Origin of the sequence: Gordonia polyisoprenivorans (assembly GCF_017654315.1) — a bacterium.
GTDB lineage: Bacteria > Actinomycetota > Actinomycetes > Mycobacteriales > Mycobacteriaceae > Gordonia > Gordonia polyisoprenivorans_A.
Genome location: NZ_CP072203.1, coordinates 5,993,586 through 6,016,858 on the forward strand (window position 1 = coordinate 5,993,586; position 23,273 = coordinate 6,016,858).

Below are 23,273 nucleotides of genomic sequence, written 5' to 3' on the forward strand. Positions count from 1 at the left end.
GTGGCTACCTACCTTCGAAAATCGGTCGGGTCTTACTGAGGAATGCTCCGATGGCGTGCTGGGCGTCGTAGGTGTTGCCGGTGTCTCGTACACCCTCGGACTCCGCACGCAATTGCTCTGACAGTGAGTGTTGCCATGTCTCACGTAACAACTGACGCTGGCGGCCGAATGCTTTTGTGGGTCCGCCAGCGAGTTTGGTGGCTTTGGCCAGGCAGTGGTCGCGCAGCGTCTCCGCAGGAACCACCTCGCTGACGAGACCCCACTTTTCGGCGGTGTCCGCATCGATTCGGAGGTTCTCCAGGTACATGCGGCGGGCCCGTGACTCACCGATGATGCGCGGAAGATGCCAGGTGCCGCCGCCATCGCCGGAAAGCCCGATACCGCTGAACGCTGTGGAGAAGATGGTGCCCTTTGCGGCAACAACGATGTCGGCTGCATAGACAAAGCCGAGCCCGCCGCCTGCCACCGATCCATGTGCGGCGGTCACGATCGGTGCGTCGATGCGCTCGAGGATGCGAAATGCCTCGTGAAATGGCTCGGTCATCCGTCCAGCGAGCGTGCCGAACGCACCAGGCGACGCGGACGTGAAGTAGTCGATATCACCACCGACTGTCAGCGCCCGGCCATTACCGGCGAAGAGCACTGCCCGAACCGAAGGATCGGCGGCAATGGCGCGCGCGACCGTGAGCGTTTCCTCTCCCATCTGGAGGTCGATGGCGTTCCTCTGCTCCGGTCGATTCAAGATCACCTGCGCAACCCCGTTGTGGACCTGGTAGTCGATCGTGACCAAATCGGAGATGGAGGGACCAGGGTAAGCGGGATAACCGGCTCGTTCGGCGCCGTCGAGTGCTGTAGACCACGCGACGGTGTCGGTCAGCTGACGCAGGTGACTGATACGCCAGCCATTGAACGTCAGGATATGGATGAAACTTGCCTCGAGGGTCCGCCCGGTCCTTCGGCAGGTCCCGCGGTAGGTGCCGACGACCTGCAACCGATCGTCCGACAACGTGTCGAATGACTCCGGTTCGGCAGTGACGCGAAATGCTGCACCGATCCGCCACCAGAAGTCGCGGATCATCGCCTCTGGACCGGCATAGGAGCCGCCCAGACCCAGTGGCATCCCGGCCGCCGCGACGCCGACGAAGGCGGGATCGAGCAGCGCGCCGACGGCGTCCGCGTCGCCGGCAGCCAGCGCGCGATACAACGATCCTGCCAGTTCAGCTCGGTCGGCGATTATGTTGGTCATTTTTTTAATTTAACCTCAAATCAAAAGAGAAGCAAGTACTCGCTCAGATGACCGGTCCGTACTACCGGCTCTGACCACTGGACACGTAAGAGATGACATCTCCGAGCTGGGCGCGCGCGGTACGGAAGGAGTTGGCCGGATGTTCCAGGTCCGGGAAGCCGAATGATACTGCGCAGACGACATGTCGGTCAGAACTGATCCCGAGGTAGTTGCGAACGAACTCGGCATGCATCGCAATCGCCGCCTGCGCGATCGTGGCGATGCCGAGACTCTCTGCTGCAGTCATCATCGTTGAGACATAAGCTCCACAATCGACCGCACCGTAGGTGCCCAGCAGTGCGGGACTGCTGATGATCGCCACATGCGGAGCTCCGAAGAATCTGAAGTTCTCCATCATCTGCCGACGCCGTGCGTCGATATCACCGCGATCGATTCCCAACGCACCGTAGAGGCCGAACCCCGCCGCTCGGCGTCGCTCACGGTAGGCATCCTCGTACCGTTGCGGTGGTTCGATATCGGGTGTTTCCCCATTCCCCACAACCCATTCGGTGAGGGCACAGCCGAAGGCGGTCGCGTCGTCACCAGAAACGAGATGGACCTGCCACGCTTGCGAATTGCACCAGGAAGCCGTCCGCTGGGCAAGCAGGAACATCCGCTCGATCGCGGCTTCCGGTACCGGCGCCTCACGGAAGGCCCGACAACTGAAGCGGCCACAGAGCAGACTCTCGAGCACTGCGTCAGTGGGCATCTCGCCGTGTTGCTCGATCACGTCATTTGCGCTTCACGTCCCACGATCGCCACGAACGACACGCATGCGCCGGGTCGACCGCCGAGGTTGTGAGTCAGGGCCGTCTGTGGATCAGCCAGTTGCCGCTCCCCCGCCTCACCTCGCAACTGCAACCATGCCTCATAAAGCATGCGCAGTCCGCTGGCGCCGACCGGATGCCCAAACGACTTGAGTCCGCCATCGATGTTGACCGGCAGACGTCCGTCTGCGTCGAAGTCGCCGGCAAGCGATTCCTTCCACGCCTGACCACGATCACTGAAGCCGAGATCTTCCATGAGGACAAGTTCGGTCGGAGTGAAGCAGTCGTGCACCTCGGCAAGCGAGATGTCCCGCCGCGGATCGTCGATGCCCGCCTGTGCGTAGGCGTCCTCGGCGGAGCGAACGACTTCGGGAAACGTGGTGAAGTCATATGCCGGGTCCATCGCAGCTCTCGCGGGCGCAGCAGCCAACGACAAGCCCTTCACGAAGACCGGGCGGTCGGTATACCGATAAGCATCTTCGGCCCGGACGATCACTGCGCAGGCGGAGCCGTCCGACACACCGGAACAGTCGAAGACCCCCAAACGGCCGGCAACCTTAGGGGCGTTGGCGATCTTCGCTTTGGGTATTTCAGCTCTGAACTGTGCCTTGGGATTACGTGATCCATTGACGTGATTCTTCCACGCGACATGGGTCATCGCCTCGCGCATCTCAGCCGGATCCACGCCATACTTCGCGCAGTAGGCGGGATCGAGCAGGGAGAATGCCGCAGGTGCGGTCACCGACAACTCGGGCGCCGTGCCATCGCCAGGGGGATCTGCGCGGAGCAGTCCGGAGAACCCGGAGTCCTTGAGCTTCTCGACACCAACGGCCATGACACGGTCGTACGCACCGGATGCGACCGCGTAGCAAGCATTGCGAAACGCCTCTGAACCTGTCGCGCAGAAGTTTTCAACCCTGGTCACCGGCCTGAAATCGGAGTTCAGCGCCCGGCTCAGGGTGAGACCAGACTGGCCTGATCCCAATGTTCCCAGCCAGAAGGCGTCGATATCGGCGAGCTCGATGCCGACGTGGCCGAGCGCCTCGTCGACTGCATCGATCATGAGGTCATCGGTAGAGGTCTCCCACAACTCACCGAATCGGGTGCAGCCCATCGAGACGATGGCAACTTTGTCGGCAATGCCGCTACTGGCCATCGTGGGTCCTCTCGTCCGAATCAGCCAGCTGACGGGCTTTCCAGAAATAGTTGTGTACGCCTCCGGCAGTAAGCAAAGTGCGGAACACCATGTCCACCGGAGCACCGACTGCGAGCAGCTCGGGCCGCGCATCGGCGACCTCGAAGGTCGAGCGCCCTCCCCCGTCGAAGTCGACCACGACATCGACCACGGGCGGGGAGGGCGAATACGCCAGGTGATCAACGGTGAACGTTGCGATCCGGCCGCGCTTCGATGCCATCGGCACGGCCTCCATTTCGTCGGTTGTCCCGCAGGAGCGGCAGACGCGCATTGGCGGTGCATGTACGAATCTGCATGCGGTGCAACGACTCGCCTGCAGGCCGAACTTCCACTGTGACGACCGGGCCGAGGGCGGGCCTGCCGGTCGCTCGGGCTCAGGGCGCCGAGGGGGCTCGACATCGAGAAAACCTCGCCAGGACAGGTAGGTCGTGTAAGGCACTTCCTGACCTCCTTTATCGACCATATGGGCGACCGGGATCGGTTGTCGTCGGCTTGCCAGTGCCGCTGTCGTTCGCATAACGATCACATCGACGCCGTCCACAGCCGAGATCAGCAAGATCGTCTCCCCCGGGCCGGCCGTGTCGAGCACGGCAGCCAGACCGAGGAGAGGGTCCCCGGCTCCGGCGAAACCGATTGGGGAACCCGACGTCGACAGAGTTCCCTTGACCAGTTGGTGGGAACGCTTGGCAACTGCTGTATTCGGACAAGTGAGTACGACGTGATCGGCCTCGGCCAAGCCCGCGGAATCGAGCGCCGTCCCCGCGGCCTCCCGGATCAGCGGCGCGTATCGTTCATAGCCAAACCGTTCCTCCCACGTGGCCGCATAGGGTACGACGGGCTCGCGCCAGCGGTCGAGAAACTCCTCGGATAATGAAGCGTCGGTGAGAATCTCCGCAATGGCGGGCACCTCGGGCACCGGACGCCCGATCACGACTGTTGCTGCGGCATCGGAACCCCGGCGTTCATCGGCAGATCCGACGCGCCCGACGCGAACATCGGCGGCCGCGATGACAGTCGGCCCCCCACGGGTGGCTGTCCGAATCGCGCCCATCGCCGTTCGCGCAGTACCTATCGCGTCGTACGCCGCGACGGTCCGATCGAGTGACAATGCCGCATGCACAGCTACCGCGTTGGTCTTGTCGAGATATGGTGGCGTACTGGTCACCAGGACCACCGAGCCTCCCGACACCACACCCCGTCCCGCCGCAGACAACGCGGTGTGCGTGGCAGCAACCGCCATAGTGGTGGCGTCCTCGTCGAAGGACGCGACGACCCGAGATGCCGAGCCGGTACTGCGCGGGCTGACCCGCCAGTCGGGAAGGTAGCTGGCGTAGGCAAGCACTGCATTGCTCATATGGAGGCCTCCTTGGATCGGCCGGTCAACTTCGGTCACGCCACCGATCGGCGGAGGGATCGAGAAGCTCCGTGAGGTGTCCGTCCTGGAGCCAGATGATGGTCTCGAGCTCCAACGGATCGAGGAACCGAACGCGACCGGTCCGCAGGTCCTCGAGGCGCAGCCGGGTCGAGTTCGCTTCTGAGTCGACATTCACCGAGATCTCGGCGAACTCACTGCCGACCACCGGCCCTACCTCCGGAATGTCATATGGACCACGGTCATTCATCTCTATGCCCATGATGTCGCCCGATCAGATCAGGAAAGCCATGGTGGGAATCGGCTTCTCGTTGTCGACGAGCACGACCTTCTTGTAGACCAAGCGGATCTCGCCGCCGACGCGGCGGAGACGATAGGTGGTCCGGCCACCCCAGAGCTGGTTCTCGCGCATCCGTGATTCGTAGGCGAGGAAGTTGGCTCCAACCTCTAGGTCGATGCCCCCGTCGCCATTCTGACGGCCCCCAAGGAGCTCGATATTACCGATGATGCGTCGGAGATCCGACGGCGGTGACTGCGCGTAGCGCTTTCCGGTCTTGACCTGCTTCATGCGAGTTGAGATGCGGTTGCGATTGTCATAGATCACTGCGACGTGGGTGCGGGGGTCGACGTCGGCACCTCCCGATGGCACCCAGTACAGGGCGTCATCGGTCCACAGTGCCTCCCAGTTGTCGTAGTCGTTCTCGTCGGCCAGACGCGCCTCCCTGAACAGGAATTGCGCAACATCATGGTAGGCCCATCCTTCGGGAACGGGACCCAATTGGTCTGCACCGGTGGCTGTATCGGTTGCGACGGTCATGTCATGCCTCCATCAGGCCGCGGTAGTGCTTCCAGAAGCCGCGCATCCCCGTTTCGTCGGTTGCGGCACCAATGGTGAAGCCATTCTGGTCGACGTGTTCGCGGACGAGACCGCGTCGCACGTCGAGCCATTCGGGATCGAGCATCGACACCCCTCGCTGATTGCGCTCGTACATCTCGGTGTCGTCGGCTAAGAGCATGCCCGCCGGTCCGACGGAACCGATGGACTGAGAGATCATGCGGCGGTTGAGCTCCTTACCACCGCGCAGCTGAACCGCTGTCGCGTACTGGATGCATTCACCGACCGCGACCGGCTGGATATTGAACACCTGAATCTCGGCGATGAACAGGTTCGGGAAGATCATCACGTGTGGTGCGCCCTCGATCATCCGCCGCTGGGCATCCTCGCCGTATGCGTCGGTCATTGCCTGCACATAGTTCGGGACGCGATCAGGAGTTGTGCCGAACCAACGCATCGGCTCGGCAAACCCGCGGAATTCGGGGCGTAGGTCGTTCTCGCTATGGCCGTTGCCCAACGCACGCGTGACCGCGGTGGACGCGTCGCTGTACAAAGCACCGATTGGACTACCGGTAACGCCGAAGATCGAACCGTGCACGAATTGTGGGTGATATCCGTCTGTTTCGTTTTCTGCCAGGAACTTCCAGTTGGCGCGCGTCTTGTGGGCGAGCCATCCCGCATCGAGCGTAACCTCGCCTTCCGGGGACAAGCCGGCGAGACGATCGATTTCACCGGCCGCAGCACCGAGATGCTCCTCGAGCGATGGGCCGTCCTCGGCCATCGACCCGAATACGAAACCACGGTAACTGGCCACCCGCGGCACCTTGCCCATACCCAGCTTCAACTGCCCCTTGCCGCCGTAACCCTTGTTGTACGGATAACCGAGCAACTCGCCGGTATTGCGGTAGGTCCAGCCGTGGTAGGGGCAGCGAAACGAGCTCGAGTTACCCTGCGCGTCGTCGCACACCTGAAGCCCACGATGCGCGCATCGATTGATCAGCAGATGAACCTCCCCGTCGCGGTCACGGGTCATCACCACGTCCTGGGTGGCGAGCTTCTTGCGCACGTAGTCGTTCGGCTCGGGCACTTCACTCTCATGCCCGACGAAGACCCATGTGGTGAACCAAATCTTCTTGAGCTCTTCGGCGAAGATCGCCTGGTTCGTGTACAGCGAGCCATGCACCTGATCGGGCCGGATCAGGTGAGCGACAGAGCTGTCCGATTGCGCACCAGCACTGACGACAGCGGTCATGGCAGATCCCTTCATCAATCAATTTAATTGATATTAGATTAACATAGTCAGGCCGATTTCGACACCATGTCCACCAGCCGGTACTTCTGAATCTTGCCGGTCGGCGTGGTCGGTAGTTGATCGGCATCGAGGAACACCACCCGCTTGGGGATCTTGAATCGAGCAAGATGCTCCTTGCAATACTCGATCACCTCGTGCTCGGTGATCAGCGAGGCGGGGGCTCGCACGATCACCAGGCAGCCGATTTCACCCCATCGATCGTCAATGATCCCGATGGCGAACGCCTGGCTGACCGCGTCGAGCCTGGCAACGAGGTCTTCGATCTCCTTGGGCATCACAAGTTCCCCACCGCTCTTGTACAGTTCCTTGCTGCGGCCGGTCACCTCCAGGTACCCATCGGGTCGGACTCGGCCGAGATCGCCGGAGCGCAGAAGGCCGTCCTCCGGCAGCGCAGCATGGGTTTCGTCTGGTTTACCCCAATAACCGAGCATCGTGGTGGGCCCGTGGGATACCAGCTCACCGGTATCACCCGTGGGTAGCGCGTCTCCGGTGACCGGATCAACCGTCGAGTACACGCACAGATCGTCGGTACCCTCTACTCCTGCGACACCCGCAGCCTTGGGGCGTCCCGCAGTGGTCGACGTGAGGATGAGTGGGTCCTCGGGGCGGGTCAGCGTCATCGCGCCACCACATTCGGTCATGCCGTATCCGGTGACGATCTCACTGACACCGAACAATTCTTCGACTTTTTCCCACAACCAGATCGGCGCGGGAGCGGAGCCGCACAGGATGGCGGTTAGCGAACTCAAGTCGTAATTCTCCCGTGCCGGACACTCGACGATGGCCACTGCCATGGTTGGTACGCAAAGGATGTCGTCGGCACGATGTCGCTCGATTCCGCAGAGGTAACCTTCTGCCGAGAAAGAGGTCTGCAGGATCACCGCCCCGCCCACCATGGTGGCGGACAGAATCCCTTCTACGTATCCGAACATGTGGTAGCACGGCAGCGAGAACAAGATTCGCCTGCCATCGTCGTATGCACGTGTCAATGCAGAGGCATATCCGGTGCGAAGAACCGCATCGTGCGTGACGACAACACCCTTGGGAGAGCCAGTACTGCCCGAGGTATAGAGCATATCGCCGATGTCGGTCGGGCTGTGCTCGGCATCATCAGCGGCCCCGGCGTTTGCGCGCCCCAGATCGAACAGTTCGTTGTAGGTCATTGCACCCGGTCGTGAGCGGGAGTCGGTGGACAGTGTGATCACCTGCCGCAGTTCGCCGAGATCCGGGCGCGCCTCCCAACCGGGAGTCAGCGTGTCGAGCATGCCCAGATAGTCGAGGCTGCCAAATCCTGTCATCGTCAACAACACGGAGCAGCCTGACTGCGCCAGCACGTATCCGAGTTCCTCGGCACGGTACAAGTAGTTGAATGGGATCGCGATGGCGCCCGTTCGTGCAATCGCGAATTTGAACGGTACGAACTCCGGATAGTTCGCCATGAGCATGCCGACACGGTCCCCGGGCTTGACACCCAGAGAGACCAAGGCGTCGGCGAGGACTCTTGACTGCTCGCTGACATCGGTATAGGTCAGCGTGACCTCATCGGTGATCACAAACGGCCGGTCTCCATAGAGCGAGACGCACTGGTCCAACCAACCGTCGAGCGTACGAGGTTCCCACTCGGGGAAGCGATCTCGGAGATTCTGGCGGCGCTCTTCGACGGACTTCATTGTTCCTCCGGGGTGATTTCACGCAGTTGTGCAGAGCTGACCTGGTCGCGGACCTTGAACTTTCGAATCTTGCCGGTTGGAGTTGCCGGTAGCTGCTCGGCCACAAACCATCGGGTGGGCACTTTGAACGGTGCGAGACGTTGGCGCGCATGAGCTACAAGTCGGTTGCCCAGATCATCGGGTTCGGCGCCTGCGACGGTGATCACCGCCGCAACGATTTCTCCGTACCGATCATCCGGCAAACCGATCACAGTCACCTGCGCCACATCGGGATGGCCGACGAGCTCGTTCTCCACCGCCACCGGTGAGATGTTCTCACCGCCGCGAATGATCATCTCCTTGAGCCGGCCGGTCACGGTCAGGTATCCGCGCTCGTCCATCGTTCCGAGGTCTCCCATGTGGACGAATCCGTCGCCGTCCACAGTTGCTGCTGTGGCATCCGGATCGTGGAGGTATTCGATGAGTTGCTGATAGCCACGCGCGCAGATCTCACCGGGCGTCCCGACAGGCTGTACCTCGCCGGTCGCCGGGTCGACGACCTTGCAATCAACCTGCGGCAGGGGACGTCCCACGGTCTGAAGTTGATCTTCCCGCGAGTCATTGGGACGCGTTGCAGACAGCACCGGCGCCAACTCGGTCTGCCCGAACAAGTTGATGACCGTGGCTCCGAAAATCCGCTCAGCGCTCTCGATCATTGCCGCCGGCACGTTCGACGCACCACCCATGACCACATCAAGGTGCGGGGCGGGCTGATCTGAAGCCGACTGCACGGCCAGCAATGCACCCAGGATCGCCGGAACATAGAACAAGACTGTGGCGCTTTCTTCCCGCAGCACGTCGAGAACGCTCGACGGAGTGAACTGTTCGATCAGAATCTCCGTGCCGCCCAGCCACAGTGGACCAAGGGTGCCGATGACGCACGCCGCGGTATGGAACATCGGCAACGGATTGACTGCCACGGCGCCCGGCTCGGCGTTGACTGCTTCCATCGTCAGTTTTGCGACATTGACCAGCGACCGATGCCGCAGCAGCACACCCTTGGGGTTGCCCGTGGTTCCCGAGGTGTACTGCAGCATCACCGGCGCGTCGGGATCGGTCGGAGCGGCTGCAATGACCTCACGATCGATCTCGTCGGGCATCCAGCGTTCGGTCTCGCCGAGACTGATGGTTACCAGGTTCGGATGGGTACGGCGCAACTGCTCGACCACTGCAGCGAGGTGATAGTCACGGCTGTGATCGGCGAACAGCAGGACCGAAGTCCCCGAGTGCCTGACCGCGTAGTCGAGTTCCTCCAAGCGCAGTACGGGATTGAGCGCTACCAGAATGACCCCCGCAAGGGCGGCCCCGTATTCGATGATCGGCCACTCGATGACGTTGGGAGCCCATAGTGCGACGAACTCACCGGGCTTCGCGATTGCAGCGAGCCCCGTGGCGACTCGGTATGCCTCGTCGAGAAGGTCAGCGTAACTCAGGCGCACGATGTTGCCGCTGCCGTGCCGAGCACCGATCAACGCGAGCCTGTCCGGGCATTCACGGGCTCGCCTCTGGAGCAGAGCGCCGATCGTCTCGTCGACGAGAGGTACGGAGGTATCCGCATGGAGGAAGGACTCGGTCAGTGGTCCGGTGAGCTGAGAGGTGGTCATGCGATCCTCAGAAGATGTGAGCGGGATGGGTTATCAGTGCGTCTGCCCAAAGATCGGACGACGCTTCTCTTTGAAGGCAGAGACGCCTTCAGCGAAATCGTCACTATCGAAGAGCACAACTTGGTGCGCGATCTCGCGGTCCAATACCTCGGGAGTCATCGGCTGTGGGTCAGCAAGCATGGACTTGACGACGCCGAACGCCTGCAACGGACCGCCCGCCAAGGTTGCAGCGTCCGCAAGCGCAGCGTTCAACGCTTCCCCAGCCGTGACCACCTCGTCGACCAACCCCAGATCCAGCGCGTCACCAGCCGTCAGAACCTTCGGCATCAGCAACAGTTGTCGAGCGCGCGCCGGCCCCACCCGCGCAGGCAAGCTCGCGAAAATACCCATGTCGCCGGCCAGGCCGACACCTGTGAACGCCATCGACATGCGAGTGCCGTCTCCAGCGATGATGCGGTCACACGCCAGTGCCAAGGAAGCGCCGGCTCCGTAGGCCGCGCCCTCCACCGCGGCGACCACAGGTTTGGGTGTCGTCCAGATCGCCCTGATCACTCGCTGAGCAGCTTCGGCGCGGGGGCGCGCTTCGACCGCCGGGACACGCTTCATCGTCGAGATATCACCGCCTGCACAGAAGGCAGACCCAGCGCCGGTCAGCACAATCGCCCTGACGGCACTGTCCGCATCGGCCTTCTCGAGCAACCGGGCGAGTTCCACGCGCAACGGGATGTCGATGGCGTTGCGGCGATCCGGACGATTGAGAGTGATGATCCGGACCGGCCCGTGATCCTCGGCCAGAACCACCGGTACAGGGAGCCCGTCGCCGGTCATGACCCGATGAACTTTGGTGCGCGACGCTCAATCACCGCTGCAAGTCCCTCACGCGAATCGGCCGTACCCGAGAGAGTCGAGACAACTCGAGCCTCCTCACCGAGTCGGGCTTCGATGGGAGCGCCGACCCCGTCCCACACAAGCCGCTTTGTCGCAGACAGCGCCAACGGCGCCATGTCGGAGAGTTGCCTTGCGACGTCCTCGACTCGTGCGGCGAGGTCGGCATCGTCGACGACCTCGGTGATCAAGCCCGCGTTCAGTGCATCCTCTGCGGTCAGAGTGGGGTTCAGCAGCAAGATCTCCAGTGCTTTACGGAGACCAACGAGCTGCGCAAGGGTGACCGTGGCACCGCCATCGGGTGCCATACCTACTCGTACGGCACCGGAAAAGACCTTGGCCGACCGCGCCGCGACCACGATGTCGGAGGCACAAAGCAGTCCGAGACCCCCTCCGCCGGCGGCGAATCCGTGAACCGCCGTGACAACGGGAACCTTGAGCCGGATGAGCGACGCTGTGGCGATCTGCAACCAGGCGGTCGCCTCTCGTAAGTAGTCGGGAAGCGCTTCGCCTTTCGAGGCGAAGGTCTTGACGTCGCCTCCCGCGCAGAAGTTCTTGCCCTCCCCGGTCAGCATGACAACCCGCACATCGGGCGACCCGTGGCAGGCGAGCACCGCATCGTTGAGCGCTCGAAGCAGCTCAACGTCGAGGCCGTTGGCGGAATCGGGGCGATTGAGGCGAATTCGGCCGATCCCATCGGCGATGGTGCAAAGGACCGGAGAATCGGGGCTCTCTGTCATCTGGCTACTTTCGTGTGGCGAACGAGGTGACGCCGTCCTGGCCGGCGTCACTGCTGATATGGGCGACGACAGCATTCAGCTCGGCATCCAGGCTGTCGGAGACACTGCGCGAAAGGCTTTGATAAACAAGCTTCTTGATTCCGATGACGGCATCTCGTCGACGACTTGCCAGTTTGGACAAAAAAACAGCAACCTCGCGGTCGAAGTCATCAGCGGGCCAGTGCGCGTACGCCAGACCAAGCCGGGCAGCATCGACTCCGGATATCCGGTCGCCGCTGAGCAGTAACCCCAACGCCTGTTGACGACCGACCAAGCTCGCCAGCCGGGCTGTGCTACCGCCACCGGGGATCTGTCCGAACCTGATGTGATTATCGGCGATTCGTGCATCGTCCCGAACCAACGCGATATCCGCGGCTTGCATGAATTCGAATCCGCCGGCCATCGCTACGCCTTCGACCACTGCAATCACCGGTACAGGACACTCCGCGATTGCCCGGCAGGCGTCTCCGAAATTCGTGAAAAGCACCCGCAGCGCATCGACACCCTCGGCACGGAGGCGCTGTACTTCATCGAAATCCCCACCAGCACAGAAGTTCCCGCCGCTGCCTCGCACCGCAATGACAGCGACATCGGCACGTGTTGCGCATGCACGGATCTCACGGTCGAGCTCACGGCCGAGTTCGACAGTGATCGCGTTCATGCTGTCGGGTCGGTTCAAAGTCACCGTCGCGACACCGGCGTGCACAGTCGTGTTCACCACGCTCATGATGTGAACTGCGCATGATCGGTACCCAGAGCGCACAGGTCGTTCATCAGGCCACGTACCGCACGATCGATTCGACCACTGCGGCAGGTTTGTCGATTCCATCGATCTCGATGGTCGTCGACAGCGTGGCCTGCACACCGGCCTCGAGCTTGGTCACCTCGACGACTCGTGCGCTTGCTCGCACTTTCGCGCCTGCCGGGACGGGCGAGATGAACCGGACCTTGCCCAAGCCGTAGTTGACGGCCAGCCGCACACCCTCAACCGTGTACAGCTGATGCCAAAGCACCGGCAGCAACGACAGCGTGAGAAAGCCGTGGGCGATCGTCGTGCCGAACGGGCCCTGCGCCGCAGCGTCGGGATCGACATGAATCCATTGATGGTCTCCGGTCGCGTCCGCGAACTTGTCGATTCGCACCTGATCAACGGTGACCCAGTCAGATGTACCCAACTCCTGCCCCGTCGAGCCGGCGAACTCGTCGAGACTGTCGAACACCTTCATCCACGTCCTCCTGCTCTAGACTAGCTTCTGAATTGAAGCTAGATTAAACAATGTCGTAAGTCAACGCTACGAGATCGGTGAAACGTGAACCTGGAACTGATGAATGCGCGCGTGGTCGTCACCGGCGGCGCTTCCAACATCGGGCGCGGCATAGTCCACGCGTTCGCGTCGGAACAGGCGCGGATAGTCCTCTGTGATGTCGACTCGGAGCAGGCCAGACGAGTGGAGCGGGAAGCACTCGAGCTCGGCGCCGCCGAACTCATCGTCGACATCCGGGACCTGACGGAGCCAGGATCTGGCGTCGCCGCCGTCGCCCGGGCTGTGGAGTCCTGGGGCGGCCTGGACGTGTTGGTGAACAACGCCGGCTGGAGCGTAGGGGAGTTCCTCTCCCGCGACGACGACCGTGCCCGGTGGCAGAAACTCGTCGACATCAACTTGTTCGCGACCATCGAGACCACCAGGGCTGCCATCGACGCCATGCGCTCGGATGAAGCCCAAGGCGGTTCGATCGTCTTCGTCTCCAGCGAAGCGGCGTTCGGCCAGATCCGGCAGGGTGTTTACGGTGCGACCAAGGCTGCGGCGATCGCGCTGGCGCGCACCACTGCACGCGAGCATGGCCGTCACGGGATCAGGTCGAATATCGTCTGCCCTGGCCTTGTCGTCCCTTCGGGCCCCGAGGCCGTCGGCACTCAGAGCCTGTGGTCCGGCGGCGACGAGACGGTGTTCAACGACGACCAGATCCAATACCTGCTGAAGGACACGCCACTTTCTCGGTTGACCACGGCCGAGGACGTCGCCAACTCGGTCCTCTGGCTCAGCTCGGACGTTGCTGCCCGGCAGGTCACAGGGCAGCTGATCACCGTCAGCGGCGGCTACACGATGCCATGAGCCCGCTCACCCCCTCCCCAACGACACCTTCGCCCGACTCGACGAAGAAGCGTCGTGCGCGCGACACTCGCGAACGTCTACTCCGTAGTGCGGCAAAGGTTCTCGCGTCAAAGGGCTATGGGCAGACGCGGCTGGATGCGGTTGCCGAGCTTGCCGGAGTCCGAAGTCCGGCCGTCTACTACCACTTCGCCTCACGAGACGACTTGGTCGCCGCCACTCTGGAGGTCGGCCAGCAACGAGTGCGTGAGCACGTGCAGGAGGCGATCGCCGAAACGGCGCGGCAACCATGGGATCAGCAGCTCACCACGGCCGTCACCGCGCATCTGCGAATTCAGTTGGAATTGTCAGACTTCGCCAAGGCGGTCAGCCGCAACGCCGGGCATGTCCCAGAGCCGATCCGCGAACAGATGCATGCCGAGAGCGAGGCATATCACAATGTCTGGCGGGCTCTGCTCATCGATGGGCAGTCACTCGGATGGGTCAACCCCCATCTGGATCTCTCGCTCTCCCGAATGCTGGTGATCGGCGCGCTCAACTGGGCGACTGAGTGGTGGGCTGGCGGTAAGCCCATGGACGATCTTGTCATGACAGCGTGCGAGCTCATCCGAGCCGGCCTCGCACCGCAGATCGAGGGGGTGGATCCAGCGACCGCTCGAGGCGGAGTCACTCGGACGCGGTGACGTCGGAGTCAAGCGGTCGGCCGATTCGCAAGGTCACGTCTCAGGGTTCGAGGACGACTTTCCCACGAATTCTGCCGTCCGCGAGGGACTGAAGGGCTTCCCTGGCTCGTTCGAAGGGAAACCGACCGGTGACCGGTGGGCACAAACCTTGGGCCACAAGATTGTTGATTCCCGCGGCAACTTCGACGAGCATCGCTGGAGCGGTCTCCAGGAAGGCTCCCCAGCCTACTCCGATCACGTCGATGTTGCGCAATAGCAGTCGATTGACCTTGACCGTGGGAATCGCGCCGGCCGCGAAACCGAGAACCACAAGTCGTCCGCATGGAGCCAGGATCCGAATCGCGTCGTCGAACCACTGCCCGCCAACCGGGTCGACAACCATGTCGACTCCCCGCCCCGAGGTCAAGCCCCGCACGGCATCAGCCCATCCGGGCTCGAGTGCGACGACGTCACTCGCGCCGCATTCGCGAACAAAGTCGTCGGCCCCCGCGCGGTGAACCAAGCCGATCACGCGGGCACCGGTGAAATTCGCGACCTGTATCGCTGCCGAGCCCAGGCCCCCTGCTCCACCGAGCACCGCGACCGTGTCCCCCGGCTGCAGGCGCGCTCGAATGGTCATGGCGAAGAACGCGGTTTGGTGATTGGCGACCAGTGCCACGGCGTGAGCGTCGTCGAGCTGTGACGGTGCGGCGGCAACCATGTACTCAGGCACCTCTACCTGCTCGGCGTACCCTCCGCCGTTCGAGCAGAGCGCGACGACCCTGTCGCCCGGCGCCCAATTGCTCATCGGCGGTGCTGATACGACAGTACCGGCGACCTCACACCCCGGGATATAGGGCGGGGTGAACTTGCTCTGGTATTCGCCTCGCATCGCCAGCCAGTCCGGGTAGTTTATTCCTGCCGCGCCGATGCGTATCTGCACCAATGCGCGGTCCCGAGGTGCGGGCCAATCGACCACACTGAGACCATCTGGGCCGGATAGTGATTCGGCAACAACGGCGCGCATGAAACTACTCCTCCTCGACTAGACCGCCAAGCCGACCGGTTCCTGACCTCGCATCTGGTCGAGGTACTCGGTCATACCATGGAGTTCGCGACCATCATCGGCTCGCCACCGCGTCGAACCCTCGACGATTCGCGACACTGCCCACTCACTGTCGATCTTCTTGCGATGGCGCAACGGCACATTACTTTCGACGCTGCCGACAAACGTCCAGGTGCGGGCCCCTGCCGAGAGGCTGACCGTTGCGGCAGTCTGCTGCGCGTTGCCATCACGTTCGGTGACAATCGAGACCCTATCGCACCGAGTGAATTTGTCTCCATCGAGAACGAATCCTCCCTGCAGGGACGAACCGTCAGGTTTCCCGAAGTAAGCTCCCATGAAGGAAAGATCGGCGCTGGTGCCGTGAATCCAGCGGTAGAACCATGGTGCCTGCCACGATCTCGGACCCCAGGAGTGATCCCGCAGACCGTGCCCATCAAGCTCAATCAGTTCGTCTCCAATCGAAATACGACCAGACGCTGCCACCGGCTGCTCGTAGTGATTGGGCGCGAACGATTCTCCATCGCTGTCAAATGATTCGGCGAAGACCGGAGCGAGCGCAGAAAATTGGATCTCTGCGGTGCAATCCACCACTGGGCTCTCGGACAACGCGGATTTGGGATCCTCTAGTCTCTGCGGATCGGCGAGTATGTTGACGCGGCCGACGAATTCGATATCGATTCGTTGGAATGGCTCAACCACCGTCACCGTCAACCCGCCCGCGTCGAGGCGCTTGTTCGTGGTCACCGCGGGCCGGTCGAATCCGAAAGCAACGCGGCCATCCGGAAGATAAATGCACACGGTGCGCTCGCCACGACCCTCGTTGGGGCGGTTGGCGATCCGGAAGAACCCGCCCACCCCCGCTGCAAGATCGTGGAGCTGAAAGTACATCGACTCGTTGAAGTTGGGTTCATCGGTCAGTTCGTGGGTGTAGTCGTCGTCAGGCTTCATGTTCGCTCCGATCGATGTGGTCGCGTGCGGCCCCGAGCAGATAGGCGACCGTGTCGTCAAGGGCATCCAGTGGAATCGCTCCATGATCACCCATCGCTCCTGAGCGCCGCCGTGCGATGACACCCTGTATAAGGGTGGCTGCCCGCCAATGCGTCAGCGCCCGGTAGTAGTCGAGCCGACCTGACGCCGTGGGATCCACACCGGTGACTGTCGTGTAAGTGGTGACGACATCGTCGGTCGTACCGAATCCGCCAACCCTGGTTGGCGAGGGCATTGCGATCGCCGGATCGTCGGGGCCGCGCCAATCATCCAGTAGCCACGCGAGGTCCACGATCGGATCGCCAACCGTCGCTAGCTCCCAGTCCAATACACCGCTGACTGCACCATCGTCCACGAGAAGATTCGAGAGGCGGTAATCGCCGTGCACTATCGAATTTCGAGTGGTTGGCAGAGGCACGTCGCAAAGTCGTCGAACCAGCCGGCCCCAGAGATCTTCGTGCGTCGTGCCGACACCGACACGCTCCCACATCTGCACCGAGCGGCGGATCTGACGTGTGACGTACGGCGTTACTGACTGCAGGTGGTCGAGTCCGACAGACTCGGGTGAGATCGTGTGCAGTCTACCCAGAATCGTCACCGCTTCCTGTCCGACAGATCTCCGCTGCGCTTCCGTGAGCCTCCCTGCATCAGCCTCGGATTCGAGGACGACACCGCCTACCCGAGTCATAGCGTAGAACGTTCGCCCATCCGGGTATTCGCCTCGGGCAATCACCTCCGGTACCGGCACATCGGTTTGCGAGAGCGCATCGAGCATCATGATCTCGCGGCGCATGTCATGTGCCGTCCCGGAGGCGCCTACCGGTGGCTCCCGGAGAATCCACGACCGTCCGGACTCATCGGTGACCGCCGAGGTGATATTGGATTGGCCGATCCCGATGCGCCTCACATCGAGGCGGCCATTCAGTTCAACTCCTTCATTCGCCAACCAGTCCGCGACGGCGGCGGGATCTGCTGACAGGTACGGCGCGGCGTCGGGCACCGTCACCCCAAGGGATTCGATCCGGGGACTGCGTTGCTCATGTCCATGATTTCCGGCCAGCGCGCAGCGACATCCGCCGTACTCGGTGGCTCCGCGAACGAAACCCCCGCGTTGGCGAACTGCTGCACCCGCTGCACCTGGCCTCCTCCTACCACGAAGACAGCACCAGTATCGGTGCACTCGTCCGACATGAGGTGCGTGACCACGGGAGCGACGAATGACGCCGGCAACTTTGCCAAGAACTCGGCAGGAGCAACATCTTCAGTCATCCGAGTCGCAGCCAGCGGTGCGACGGCGTTGGCAACAATGCCCTGTTTGCGGCCCTCGATCGCCAGCGTATTGATGAGACCGACCAGGCCCATCTTGGCTGCTCCATAGTTTGCCTGGCCAAAGTTTCCGTAGAGGCCGCTCGTCGACGTCGCCACGACGATCCGACCGAACCCCTGTTCCCGGAAATGCGGCCACGCTTGGTGGATGACGTGGTAACCCCCGTAGAGATGGACCTGGACGACCGCATCCCACTGATCGTCGGTCATCTTGGCAAAGGACGAGTCGCGCAGGATTCCGGCATTGCTGACAATGCCGTCGATCCGCCCGTATGTCTCGATCGCCGTCTGGACCAGAGCTGCGGCTCCCACGTGCGTCGCAACGCTGTCGTAGTTCGCCACTGCGTCCCCACCGGATTCCTTGATCTCGGCGACGACCGCGTCCGCCATCGCCGAGCCTGCGCCGGTCCCATCACGCGAGCCGCCCAGGTCGTTGACCACAACCTTCGCACCCTGCGCGGCCAGCGATCTCGCATACTCACGGCCGAGCCCTCCGCCGGCTCCTGTTACGACCACCACGCGCTTGTCTAGTCCCGCCATCTGTCCAACCTCTCGTCGCAGACTATAATTCGATTCGAATATAGATTAAACTAAGTCGCAGGGGCAACCTACGGATGCGGCGATGGGGGAGAACTCCCGACGGACCCACCGGACCAAACATCGACGAGAGGACGCAGGAGTGTCCGCGACAACGCTTGCCGACATGGAACAGATCAGTGACGCCGTGTGGCGTATCCCACTACCCCTCCCCCTCGACGATCTCCGCGAAATCAACTGCTACGCGCTGCTCAGCACCAGCACGTTGACTCTCATCGACCCTGGATGGCACGAACCAGCTAGCGAGAGGGTGCTAGTTGGCGCGCTGTCCGAGTTGGGAGCGGCGCCACAAGACGTTGAGAAGATACTCGTTACGCACGCGCATTGGGACCACTACACGCGCGCATTGGATTGGCAACAGCGGTATGGCATCACCGTCTATCTGGGTTTCGAGGAACACCACACCATCGATGCATTCGATCTCGCAGACGGAGCGCACCCACGACAGGTTGAACTACTTCGGCGCACCGGTGCACACGACCTTGCCGCGGCGGTGATGGGGCTCGATCTGGCCGAATATGAACGTGACCAGCCTTTCAGGCCTCCTGATATTTGGGTGGTCGACGGCCAGGCAGTCGACTGCGGCCCCTGCTCGATCCAGGTGCTGTCCACGCCTGGCCACACAAGGGGTCATGTGGTGTACGAGATGCAAGGAACACCACTTCTGTTCACCGGCGACCACTTGCTGCCGCGGATCACCCCATCGCTGGCCTTCGAGCGCGCGCCCGAGGACTCACCACTGACGTCATACATGGATTCCCTGGAACGCATTGCTCGTGGGCCCGAACGACGCATGCTACCGGCGCACGGTGTGGCATCGGCGAGCGCCACACTTCGCGCCCGGGAACTCCTCAACCACCACAGTCAACGACTCGATGAGATCCGCACCCACCTGCAAGGCAGAGCCACCGCGTTGGAAGTCGCCGAGCGCATGAGATGGACTCGACACAACAGGACCCTCGGTCAACTCAACCCGATTCATGCCATGACCGCAGTGCTGGAGGTGCGCGCCCACCTCGAGTACTTGGTGAGCAACGGCGGGGTGACCAAGCAAGACGATGATGCCGAGGACCATTACACGGCCTGATCACTCAGGCGCCTGAGCTCACGCGCGCTGGCGAGTGGGCTTTGAAAAAACGGCCCCGCGGGTGCACCACCGGAGAGACAGGGCAGGATATGTCTGAAAGTGCTTGACTCGTTCTCGGTTAGCCGTTATTTTTTATTATACAATAAATTTCCACTCTTGGCGATCATCGGAGTCGACAGTGAACACCCGTGTCCTGAACGTATGCGCACTCGGCGGGCCCGCCGCAGTTGTGGTCACCCTGATCGGGTGGCTCGTTGCCGGCATATTACCCGCACCAATGAGTCCATCCGCACCCTTTTCAGACGTCAGGAATTTCTATCTGGATAACAGCACCTTGACCGGCGCGGGTTTTGTTATCGCATCAATAGGCATCGTTTTGTACGCGCCGATGCTTGCAGTAATCACTGTTCACCTGCTGCGCATGGAGGGACGGAGCCCCGTCCTTGCGTTCACACAACTGGCCACCGGAACTGCGACGCTCCTGGTCAATCTCCTCCCAATGCTGCTATGGACAATGGCCACTTTCCGCTCGGATCGGTCGAATGACACACTCCAACTCCTTCACGACATGGGATGGCTCATCCTCTTTCCCGCAATCATGTTGTTCTGCATGCAGAACGCCGCAATTGGCGTGGCCGTTGTGAGCAGCGACGGCTCTGTCTTTCCTCGTTGGCTCGGCTATCTCAATTTTTTTGTGGCAGTTTCGTTCCTGCCCGATCCTCTCGCATTCTTCTTCCACAACGGACCATTCGCATGGAATGGAGTATTTGTGTTCTGGTTGGCCCTGACGACCTACTGCATCTTCCTCTGCTCGATGTCATGGGCCTGCTTACAAGCAAACAAATCCATCAGCGCCGGATCAAGTCTGTCGCCGGCCAGGCGCGCGGAGCCAGCAATAGGATGACAAGAACAATATCGTGGCACGATGGGACCGTTGAGGACTTCGCGTGAAAACTGAACTGCCCGATTTCATATGGACTGAGGAGGATGACGGAGACCAGAACTTCGTCCCACGCCAGCCCACTCGAACCGAAATCCCTGGTCTACCGGGGGAGCCTGGGCTGTGGGTGTTCATCATCGGAGATATGACTGTCTTCGGGTGGTTTTTCCTTGTCTTTATGTGGGAATATAGTCACGACCGGACTTTGTTCGCCGACTCCGTACCAGAACTCTATCGCCCAATCGGTGTGGTCAATACTCTTGTCCTCCTGTTCAGCTCTCTGTTCGTGGTGCTTGGGCTACACGCACACCGGAATGAGCGGCCCGCCGCCTTGAAACGCTGGCTCGCCGGAGCACTGATCTGCGCGTTCGTATTCGCTCTTTTGAAAGCTGTCGAATACTCTCTGGAAATAAACGCGGGGCACACACCCGCACAAAACACGTTCTTCCTCTTTTACTTCGCACTGACTGGCATACACCTGATTCACGTGCTCATCGGAGTCGGGCTTCTCACCGCTTGGTGGCGTTCATCGGCTCAAACCACTACTTGGCGCAGCAAACGAGTCCTCGCAGAGTCAGCAGCAGTGTATTGGCACATGGTTGATCTCCTCTGGATCGTGATCTTCACTATCGTCTACCTCGCGAGCACGACATGACTGAAATAAAAGTGCTCCCTCGTCGCGTGTTCATCGTTTGGGTGTCACTCGTGGCGCTGACATGTGCCACGTTGTGGCTGGGTATCGACCACCCACTCGCCTCTGTAAGCGTAAGACTGGCATCCTCGATCGCCATCCTGCTCGCCTTCGTCAAGGCATGGTTCATCGGTATGGACTTCATGGAGATCCGTGACGCCCCGGCCCCCCTGAAAGTGGTATTCAACGCGTGGATCATGCTCATTGGAGGTGGACTCGTCATCCTTTACGCGTTGTGAGTTGCCCACCCTCATCGACCTAATCCTGATGTCTACACTATTTCTGCCGAGCTCCGAATCAACGCCAATTGTATTGCCAGTGAACTTTATTCGAGTGTATTGTCTCGAAAGATCTGTGCGCTTACTGCAATCACGCGACCTACCGCACCAGCTAGTTGACACAAATGAATGCCGCGTGGATGTTGTGTAGCGTGAAGAAGAGTGTCAGATCGGGGAGATGGTGCGCCTCTTGCCCGGCACGCGATCTGTGTGGCGACGACACCTCGACAGCGACTCGATCAACAGAGTGCGCGTTGCCGAGGGCATAACGACGTCGTCGATGCCGAACCCCGACGCGGCCCTGAGTGGATCACGTTTCGCTCGAAATCTCGCGATGAGTTCTTCTCGATAACTCGCCGGATCTGATGCGGCTTTGAACTCCCTACCGAACGCGATGTCGACTGCACTTTCGATGGGCATAGCGCTGATCTCTGCACTCGGCCAAGCGATTGAGAGGTCAGCATCAATACTGCGCCCACCACCCATCGCTATGTACGCTGCGCCATACCCCTTCCGAACCACGATCGAAAACCGTGGAACGGTCGCACGACCGAGTTCGAACATCAATCGGCCGCTGCGCCGAGCAAGTTGCGTCGACTCCGCCGCCGATCCAATCAAGAATCCGGGCAGATCGATCAGGATCAATATCGGAAGGCCAAATGCGTCGCATACGGCGGCGAGATGGGCCGCCTTCTCGCAAGCGCCCGCGTCGAGTGCACCACCCAGGTGCCTGGGCTGATTGCCGATTACGCCGAGAGGGCGCCCGTCGATACGGGCGAGACCAGTCACAATGTTCGGGGCGGCGGTCGGCCGAATCTCCAGGATCGATTCAGCATCGGCAAGAGCCTCGACGACGTCGAGCATGTCGTAGGCCATCCGTGACGCCTCGGGAACAATTGAGTCGAGATCAACTTCGACTGCCCTTACTGCGCTGGCTCGAGGAAGCGGTCCATCCGCGAATGGTGGCAGATAGCTCAGATAGGCACGCACCGCCGCGAGCGCTTCATACTCATCGGCAGCAGCAATATCGGCGACTCCTCGTTCGGCCTGTATATCAGCGCCACCGATCTCTTCGTTGCTCAGATCTTCACCGGTTCCCGCGCGAACGAAAGGAGCGGCGGACATGCCGATCGTCCCGATCCCTCGAACCACCACAACAAGGTCACACATCGCCGCGAGGTTGGCGGCGAGGCCGAATCCTGGGCCCATCATGACAGTGACGGTTGGTACCAAGCCGGATAGATCGACCAGTCTGGCCAGCATCTGTGAGCCGACAGCAGCAAGACGAGAGTCGAGGCCCTCCTGAATTCGGTGGCCTCCGCCGTCGCATAGTAGCACCAGCGGGATTCGATCGTGCAGACATCGTGCAGCACATCGCTCGATCTTGCTCATACCAACTTCTCCGTTGCTTCCCCCGAGCACTGTGAAGTCGAATGCCGCGATCGCAGCGGGGCGTCCGTCGATATACCCAATGCCCGTAACGACGCCGTCACCGAGAAGATCTCCGCTGTCAAGGGAACCCCCTGGTGTGACCAGCGCCCCGAACTCCACAAAGGTCGCATCACCCGTGAGGATTCTGATCCTTTCACGCGCGGTCAATTTGCCTCGGTCGTGTTGACGCGCGACGGCCTCGGGGCGTGATTGATCCTGCGTGGCGGCGTGCGCCGCGAGAATACGGTCAGACATAGGGTGCCGATCTTGTCGAGCTTCAACTCCGCGATGGGGAGTCCTCGGGCACGAGCATAGTTGAATTTATATTCGATTCAACTACTGGGTTGGACGCAC

24 protein-coding genes and 1 pseudogene are annotated in these 23,273 nt (G+C 61.5%); 7 read left to right on the forward strand and 18 right to left on the reverse strand.

The genetic code is table 11. The features are described from left to right. Nucleotides 1–4: 4 nt before the first annotated feature. The 13 genes from J6U32_RS26940 to J6U32_RS27000 all read right to left on the reverse strand — a co-directional run bounded on the left by J6U32_RS26940 (nt 5) and on the right by J6U32_RS27000 (nt 12,969). Nucleotides 5–1,246 carry an enoyl-CoA hydratase-related protein gene (locus J6U32_RS26940; protein ID WP_208792960.1) on the reverse strand — a complete coding sequence of 414 codons (1,242 nt, stop codon included), beginning with the start codon at nt 1,244–1,246 and terminating at the stop codon, nt 5–7. Nucleotides 1,247–1,307: 61 nt separating this feature from the next. Continuing rightward, nucleotides 1,308–1,979: a nitroreductase gene (locus J6U32_RS26945; RefSeq protein ID WP_338836752.1), complete on the reverse strand. Its 672-nt coding sequence runs from the start codon at nt 1,977–1,979 to the stop codon at nt 1,308–1,310. A 32-nt stretch (nt 1,980–2,011) separates the two neighbouring features. Next, nucleotides 2,012–3,208 (reverse strand): acetyl-CoA acetyltransferase, encoded by a 1,197-nt coding sequence (locus J6U32_RS26950; protein WP_208792962.1) that lies wholly within the window; start codon nt 3,206–3,208, stop codon nt 2,012–2,014. Beyond that, nucleotides 3,198–4,601, reverse strand: a complete 1,404-nt coding sequence (locus J6U32_RS26955) for an OB-fold domain-containing protein (protein WP_208792963.1) — start codon at nt 4,599–4,601, stop codon at nt 3,198–3,200. The genes J6U32_RS26950 and J6U32_RS26955 overlap by 11 nt, the downstream gene beginning before the upstream one ends. Nucleotides 4,602–4,626: 25 nt before the next feature. Then, a complete protein-coding gene (locus tag J6U32_RS26960; RefSeq protein ID WP_208792964.1) occupies nt 4,627–4,881 on the reverse strand; it encodes a hypothetical protein in 255 nt (84 codons plus the stop codon). A gap of 12 nt (nt 4,882–4,893) precedes the next feature. Then, nucleotides 4,894–5,436 carry an aromatic-ring-hydroxylating dioxygenase subunit beta gene (locus J6U32_RS26965; RefSeq protein WP_208792965.1) on the reverse strand — a complete coding sequence of 181 codons (543 nt, stop codon included), beginning with the start codon at nt 5,434–5,436 and terminating at the stop codon, nt 4,894–4,896. A gap of 1 nt (nt 5,437) precedes the next feature. Continuing rightward, a complete protein-coding gene (locus J6U32_RS26970; RefSeq protein ID WP_208792966.1) occupies nt 5,438–6,706 on the reverse strand; it encodes an aromatic ring-hydroxylating oxygenase subunit alpha in 1,269 nt (422 codons plus the stop codon). Nucleotides 6,707–6,753: 47 nt separating this feature from the next. Then, a complete protein-coding gene (locus J6U32_RS26975; RefSeq protein ID WP_208792967.1) occupies nt 6,754–8,436 on the reverse strand; it encodes a class I adenylate-forming enzyme family protein in 1,683 nt (560 codons plus the stop codon). After that, on the reverse strand, nt 8,433–10,079 hold the full coding sequence (locus J6U32_RS26980; protein ID WP_208792968.1) for a class I adenylate-forming enzyme family protein: 1,647 nt from the start codon (nt 10,077–10,079) through the stop codon (nt 8,433–8,435). Before J6U32_RS26980 ends, J6U32_RS26975 begins: the two co-directional genes overlap by 4 nt. 33 nt (nt 10,080–10,112) lie before the next feature. Continuing rightward, nucleotides 10,113–10,907, reverse strand: coding sequence for an enoyl-CoA hydratase/isomerase family protein (locus tag J6U32_RS26985; RefSeq protein WP_208792969.1), 795 nt, complete (start codon nt 10,905–10,907; stop codon nt 10,113–10,115). Further along, on the reverse strand, nt 10,904–11,704 hold the full coding sequence (locus tag J6U32_RS26990) for an enoyl-CoA hydratase/isomerase family protein (protein ID WP_208792970.1): 801 nt from the start codon (nt 11,702–11,704) through the stop codon (nt 10,904–10,906). Before J6U32_RS26990 ends, J6U32_RS26985 begins: the two co-directional genes overlap by 4 nt. A 4-nt stretch (nt 11,705–11,708) precedes the next feature. Then, nucleotides 11,709–12,470 (reverse strand): enoyl-CoA hydratase/isomerase family protein, encoded by a 762-nt coding sequence (locus tag J6U32_RS26995; RefSeq protein WP_208792971.1) that lies wholly within the window; start codon nt 12,468–12,470, stop codon nt 11,709–11,711. Between the two features lie 46 nt (nt 12,471–12,516). Next, nucleotides 12,517–12,969 carry a MaoC family dehydratase gene (locus J6U32_RS27000; RefSeq protein ID WP_208792972.1) on the reverse strand — a complete coding sequence of 151 codons (453 nt, stop codon included), beginning with the start codon at nt 12,967–12,969 and terminating at the stop codon, nt 12,517–12,519. An 84-nt stretch (nt 12,970–13,053) separates the two neighbouring features. Between J6U32_RS27000 and J6U32_RS27005 the strand changes: the two genes are divergently transcribed. The 3 genes and pseudogenes from J6U32_RS27005 (at nt 13,054) to J6U32_RS27010 (ending at nt 14,537) form a co-directional block, all read left to right on the forward strand. Then, nucleotides 13,054–13,857, forward strand: a complete 804-nt coding sequence (locus tag J6U32_RS27005) for an SDR family NAD(P)-dependent oxidoreductase (RefSeq protein ID WP_208792973.1) — start codon at nt 13,054–13,056, stop codon at nt 13,855–13,857. Beyond that, nucleotides 13,854–14,012 (forward strand): annotated as a pseudogene (locus J6U32_RS27610) (hypothetical protein); the annotation flags it as partial. The gene J6U32_RS27005 and the pseudogene J6U32_RS27610, both read left to right, overlap by 4 nt. 48 nt (nt 14,013–14,060) lie before the next feature. Further along, nucleotides 14,061–14,537 (forward strand): TetR family transcriptional regulator, encoded by a 477-nt coding sequence (locus J6U32_RS27010; RefSeq protein WP_244333050.1) that lies wholly within the window; start codon nt 14,061–14,063, stop codon nt 14,535–14,537. Between the two features lie 40 nt (nt 14,538–14,577). On the opposite strand, the gene J6U32_RS27015 is transcribed toward J6U32_RS27010, so the two are convergent. From J6U32_RS27015 to J6U32_RS27030, 4 genes are read right to left on the reverse strand one after another with little or no spacing between them, the layout of a single operon-like run. Further along, nucleotides 14,578–15,543 (reverse strand): NADPH:quinone oxidoreductase family protein, encoded by a 966-nt coding sequence (locus J6U32_RS27015; protein WP_208792975.1) that lies wholly within the window; start codon nt 15,541–15,543, stop codon nt 14,578–14,580. 18 nt (nt 15,544–15,561) lie between these two features. Beyond that, nucleotides 15,562–16,530: a DUF7064 domain-containing protein gene (locus J6U32_RS27020; RefSeq protein ID WP_208792976.1), complete on the reverse strand. Its 969-nt coding sequence runs from the start codon at nt 16,528–16,530 to the stop codon at nt 15,562–15,564. After that, on the reverse strand, nt 16,520–17,575 hold the full coding sequence (locus tag J6U32_RS27025) for a phosphotransferase family protein (RefSeq protein WP_244332423.1): 1,056 nt from the start codon (nt 17,573–17,575) through the stop codon (nt 16,520–16,522). The genes J6U32_RS27020 and J6U32_RS27025 overlap by 11 nt, the downstream gene beginning before the upstream one ends. Next, nucleotides 17,572–18,435 (reverse strand): SDR family NAD(P)-dependent oxidoreductase, encoded by an 864-nt coding sequence (locus J6U32_RS27030; protein ID WP_208792977.1) that lies wholly within the window; start codon nt 18,433–18,435, stop codon nt 17,572–17,574. Before J6U32_RS27030 ends, J6U32_RS27025 begins: the two co-directional genes overlap by 4 nt. 163 nt (nt 18,436–18,598) lie before the next feature. Between J6U32_RS27030 and J6U32_RS27035 the strand changes: the two genes are divergently transcribed. From J6U32_RS27035 to J6U32_RS27050, 4 genes are all read left to right on the forward strand, one after another. Then, a complete protein-coding gene (locus tag J6U32_RS27035; protein ID WP_208792978.1) occupies nt 18,599–19,579 on the forward strand; it encodes an MBL fold metallo-hydrolase in 981 nt (326 codons plus the stop codon). Between the two features lie 178 nt (nt 19,580–19,757). Further along, nucleotides 19,758–20,483, forward strand: coding sequence for a hypothetical protein (locus tag J6U32_RS27040; protein ID WP_244332425.1), 726 nt, complete (start codon nt 19,758–19,760; stop codon nt 20,481–20,483). A gap of 43 nt (nt 20,484–20,526) precedes the next feature. Beyond that, entirely contained in the window at nt 20,527–21,174 is a 648-nt protein-coding gene (locus J6U32_RS27045; protein ID WP_208792979.1) for a cytochrome c oxidase subunit 3, read from the forward strand. Next, complete coding sequence (locus tag J6U32_RS27050; protein ID WP_208792980.1) at nt 21,171–21,449, forward strand: cytochrome C oxidase subunit IV family protein; 279 nt, start codon at nt 21,171–21,173, stop codon at nt 21,447–21,449. The genes J6U32_RS27045 and J6U32_RS27050 overlap by 4 nt, the downstream gene beginning before the upstream one ends. A 204-nt stretch (nt 21,450–21,653) precedes the next feature. Here the strand turns inward: J6U32_RS27050 and J6U32_RS27055 are convergent, their stop codons facing one another. Then, on the reverse strand, nt 21,654–23,174 hold the full coding sequence (locus J6U32_RS27055; protein WP_208792981.1) for an acyl-CoA carboxylase subunit beta: 1,521 nt from the start codon (nt 23,172–23,174) through the stop codon (nt 21,654–21,656). Nucleotides 23,175–23,273: the final 99 nt, after the last annotated feature.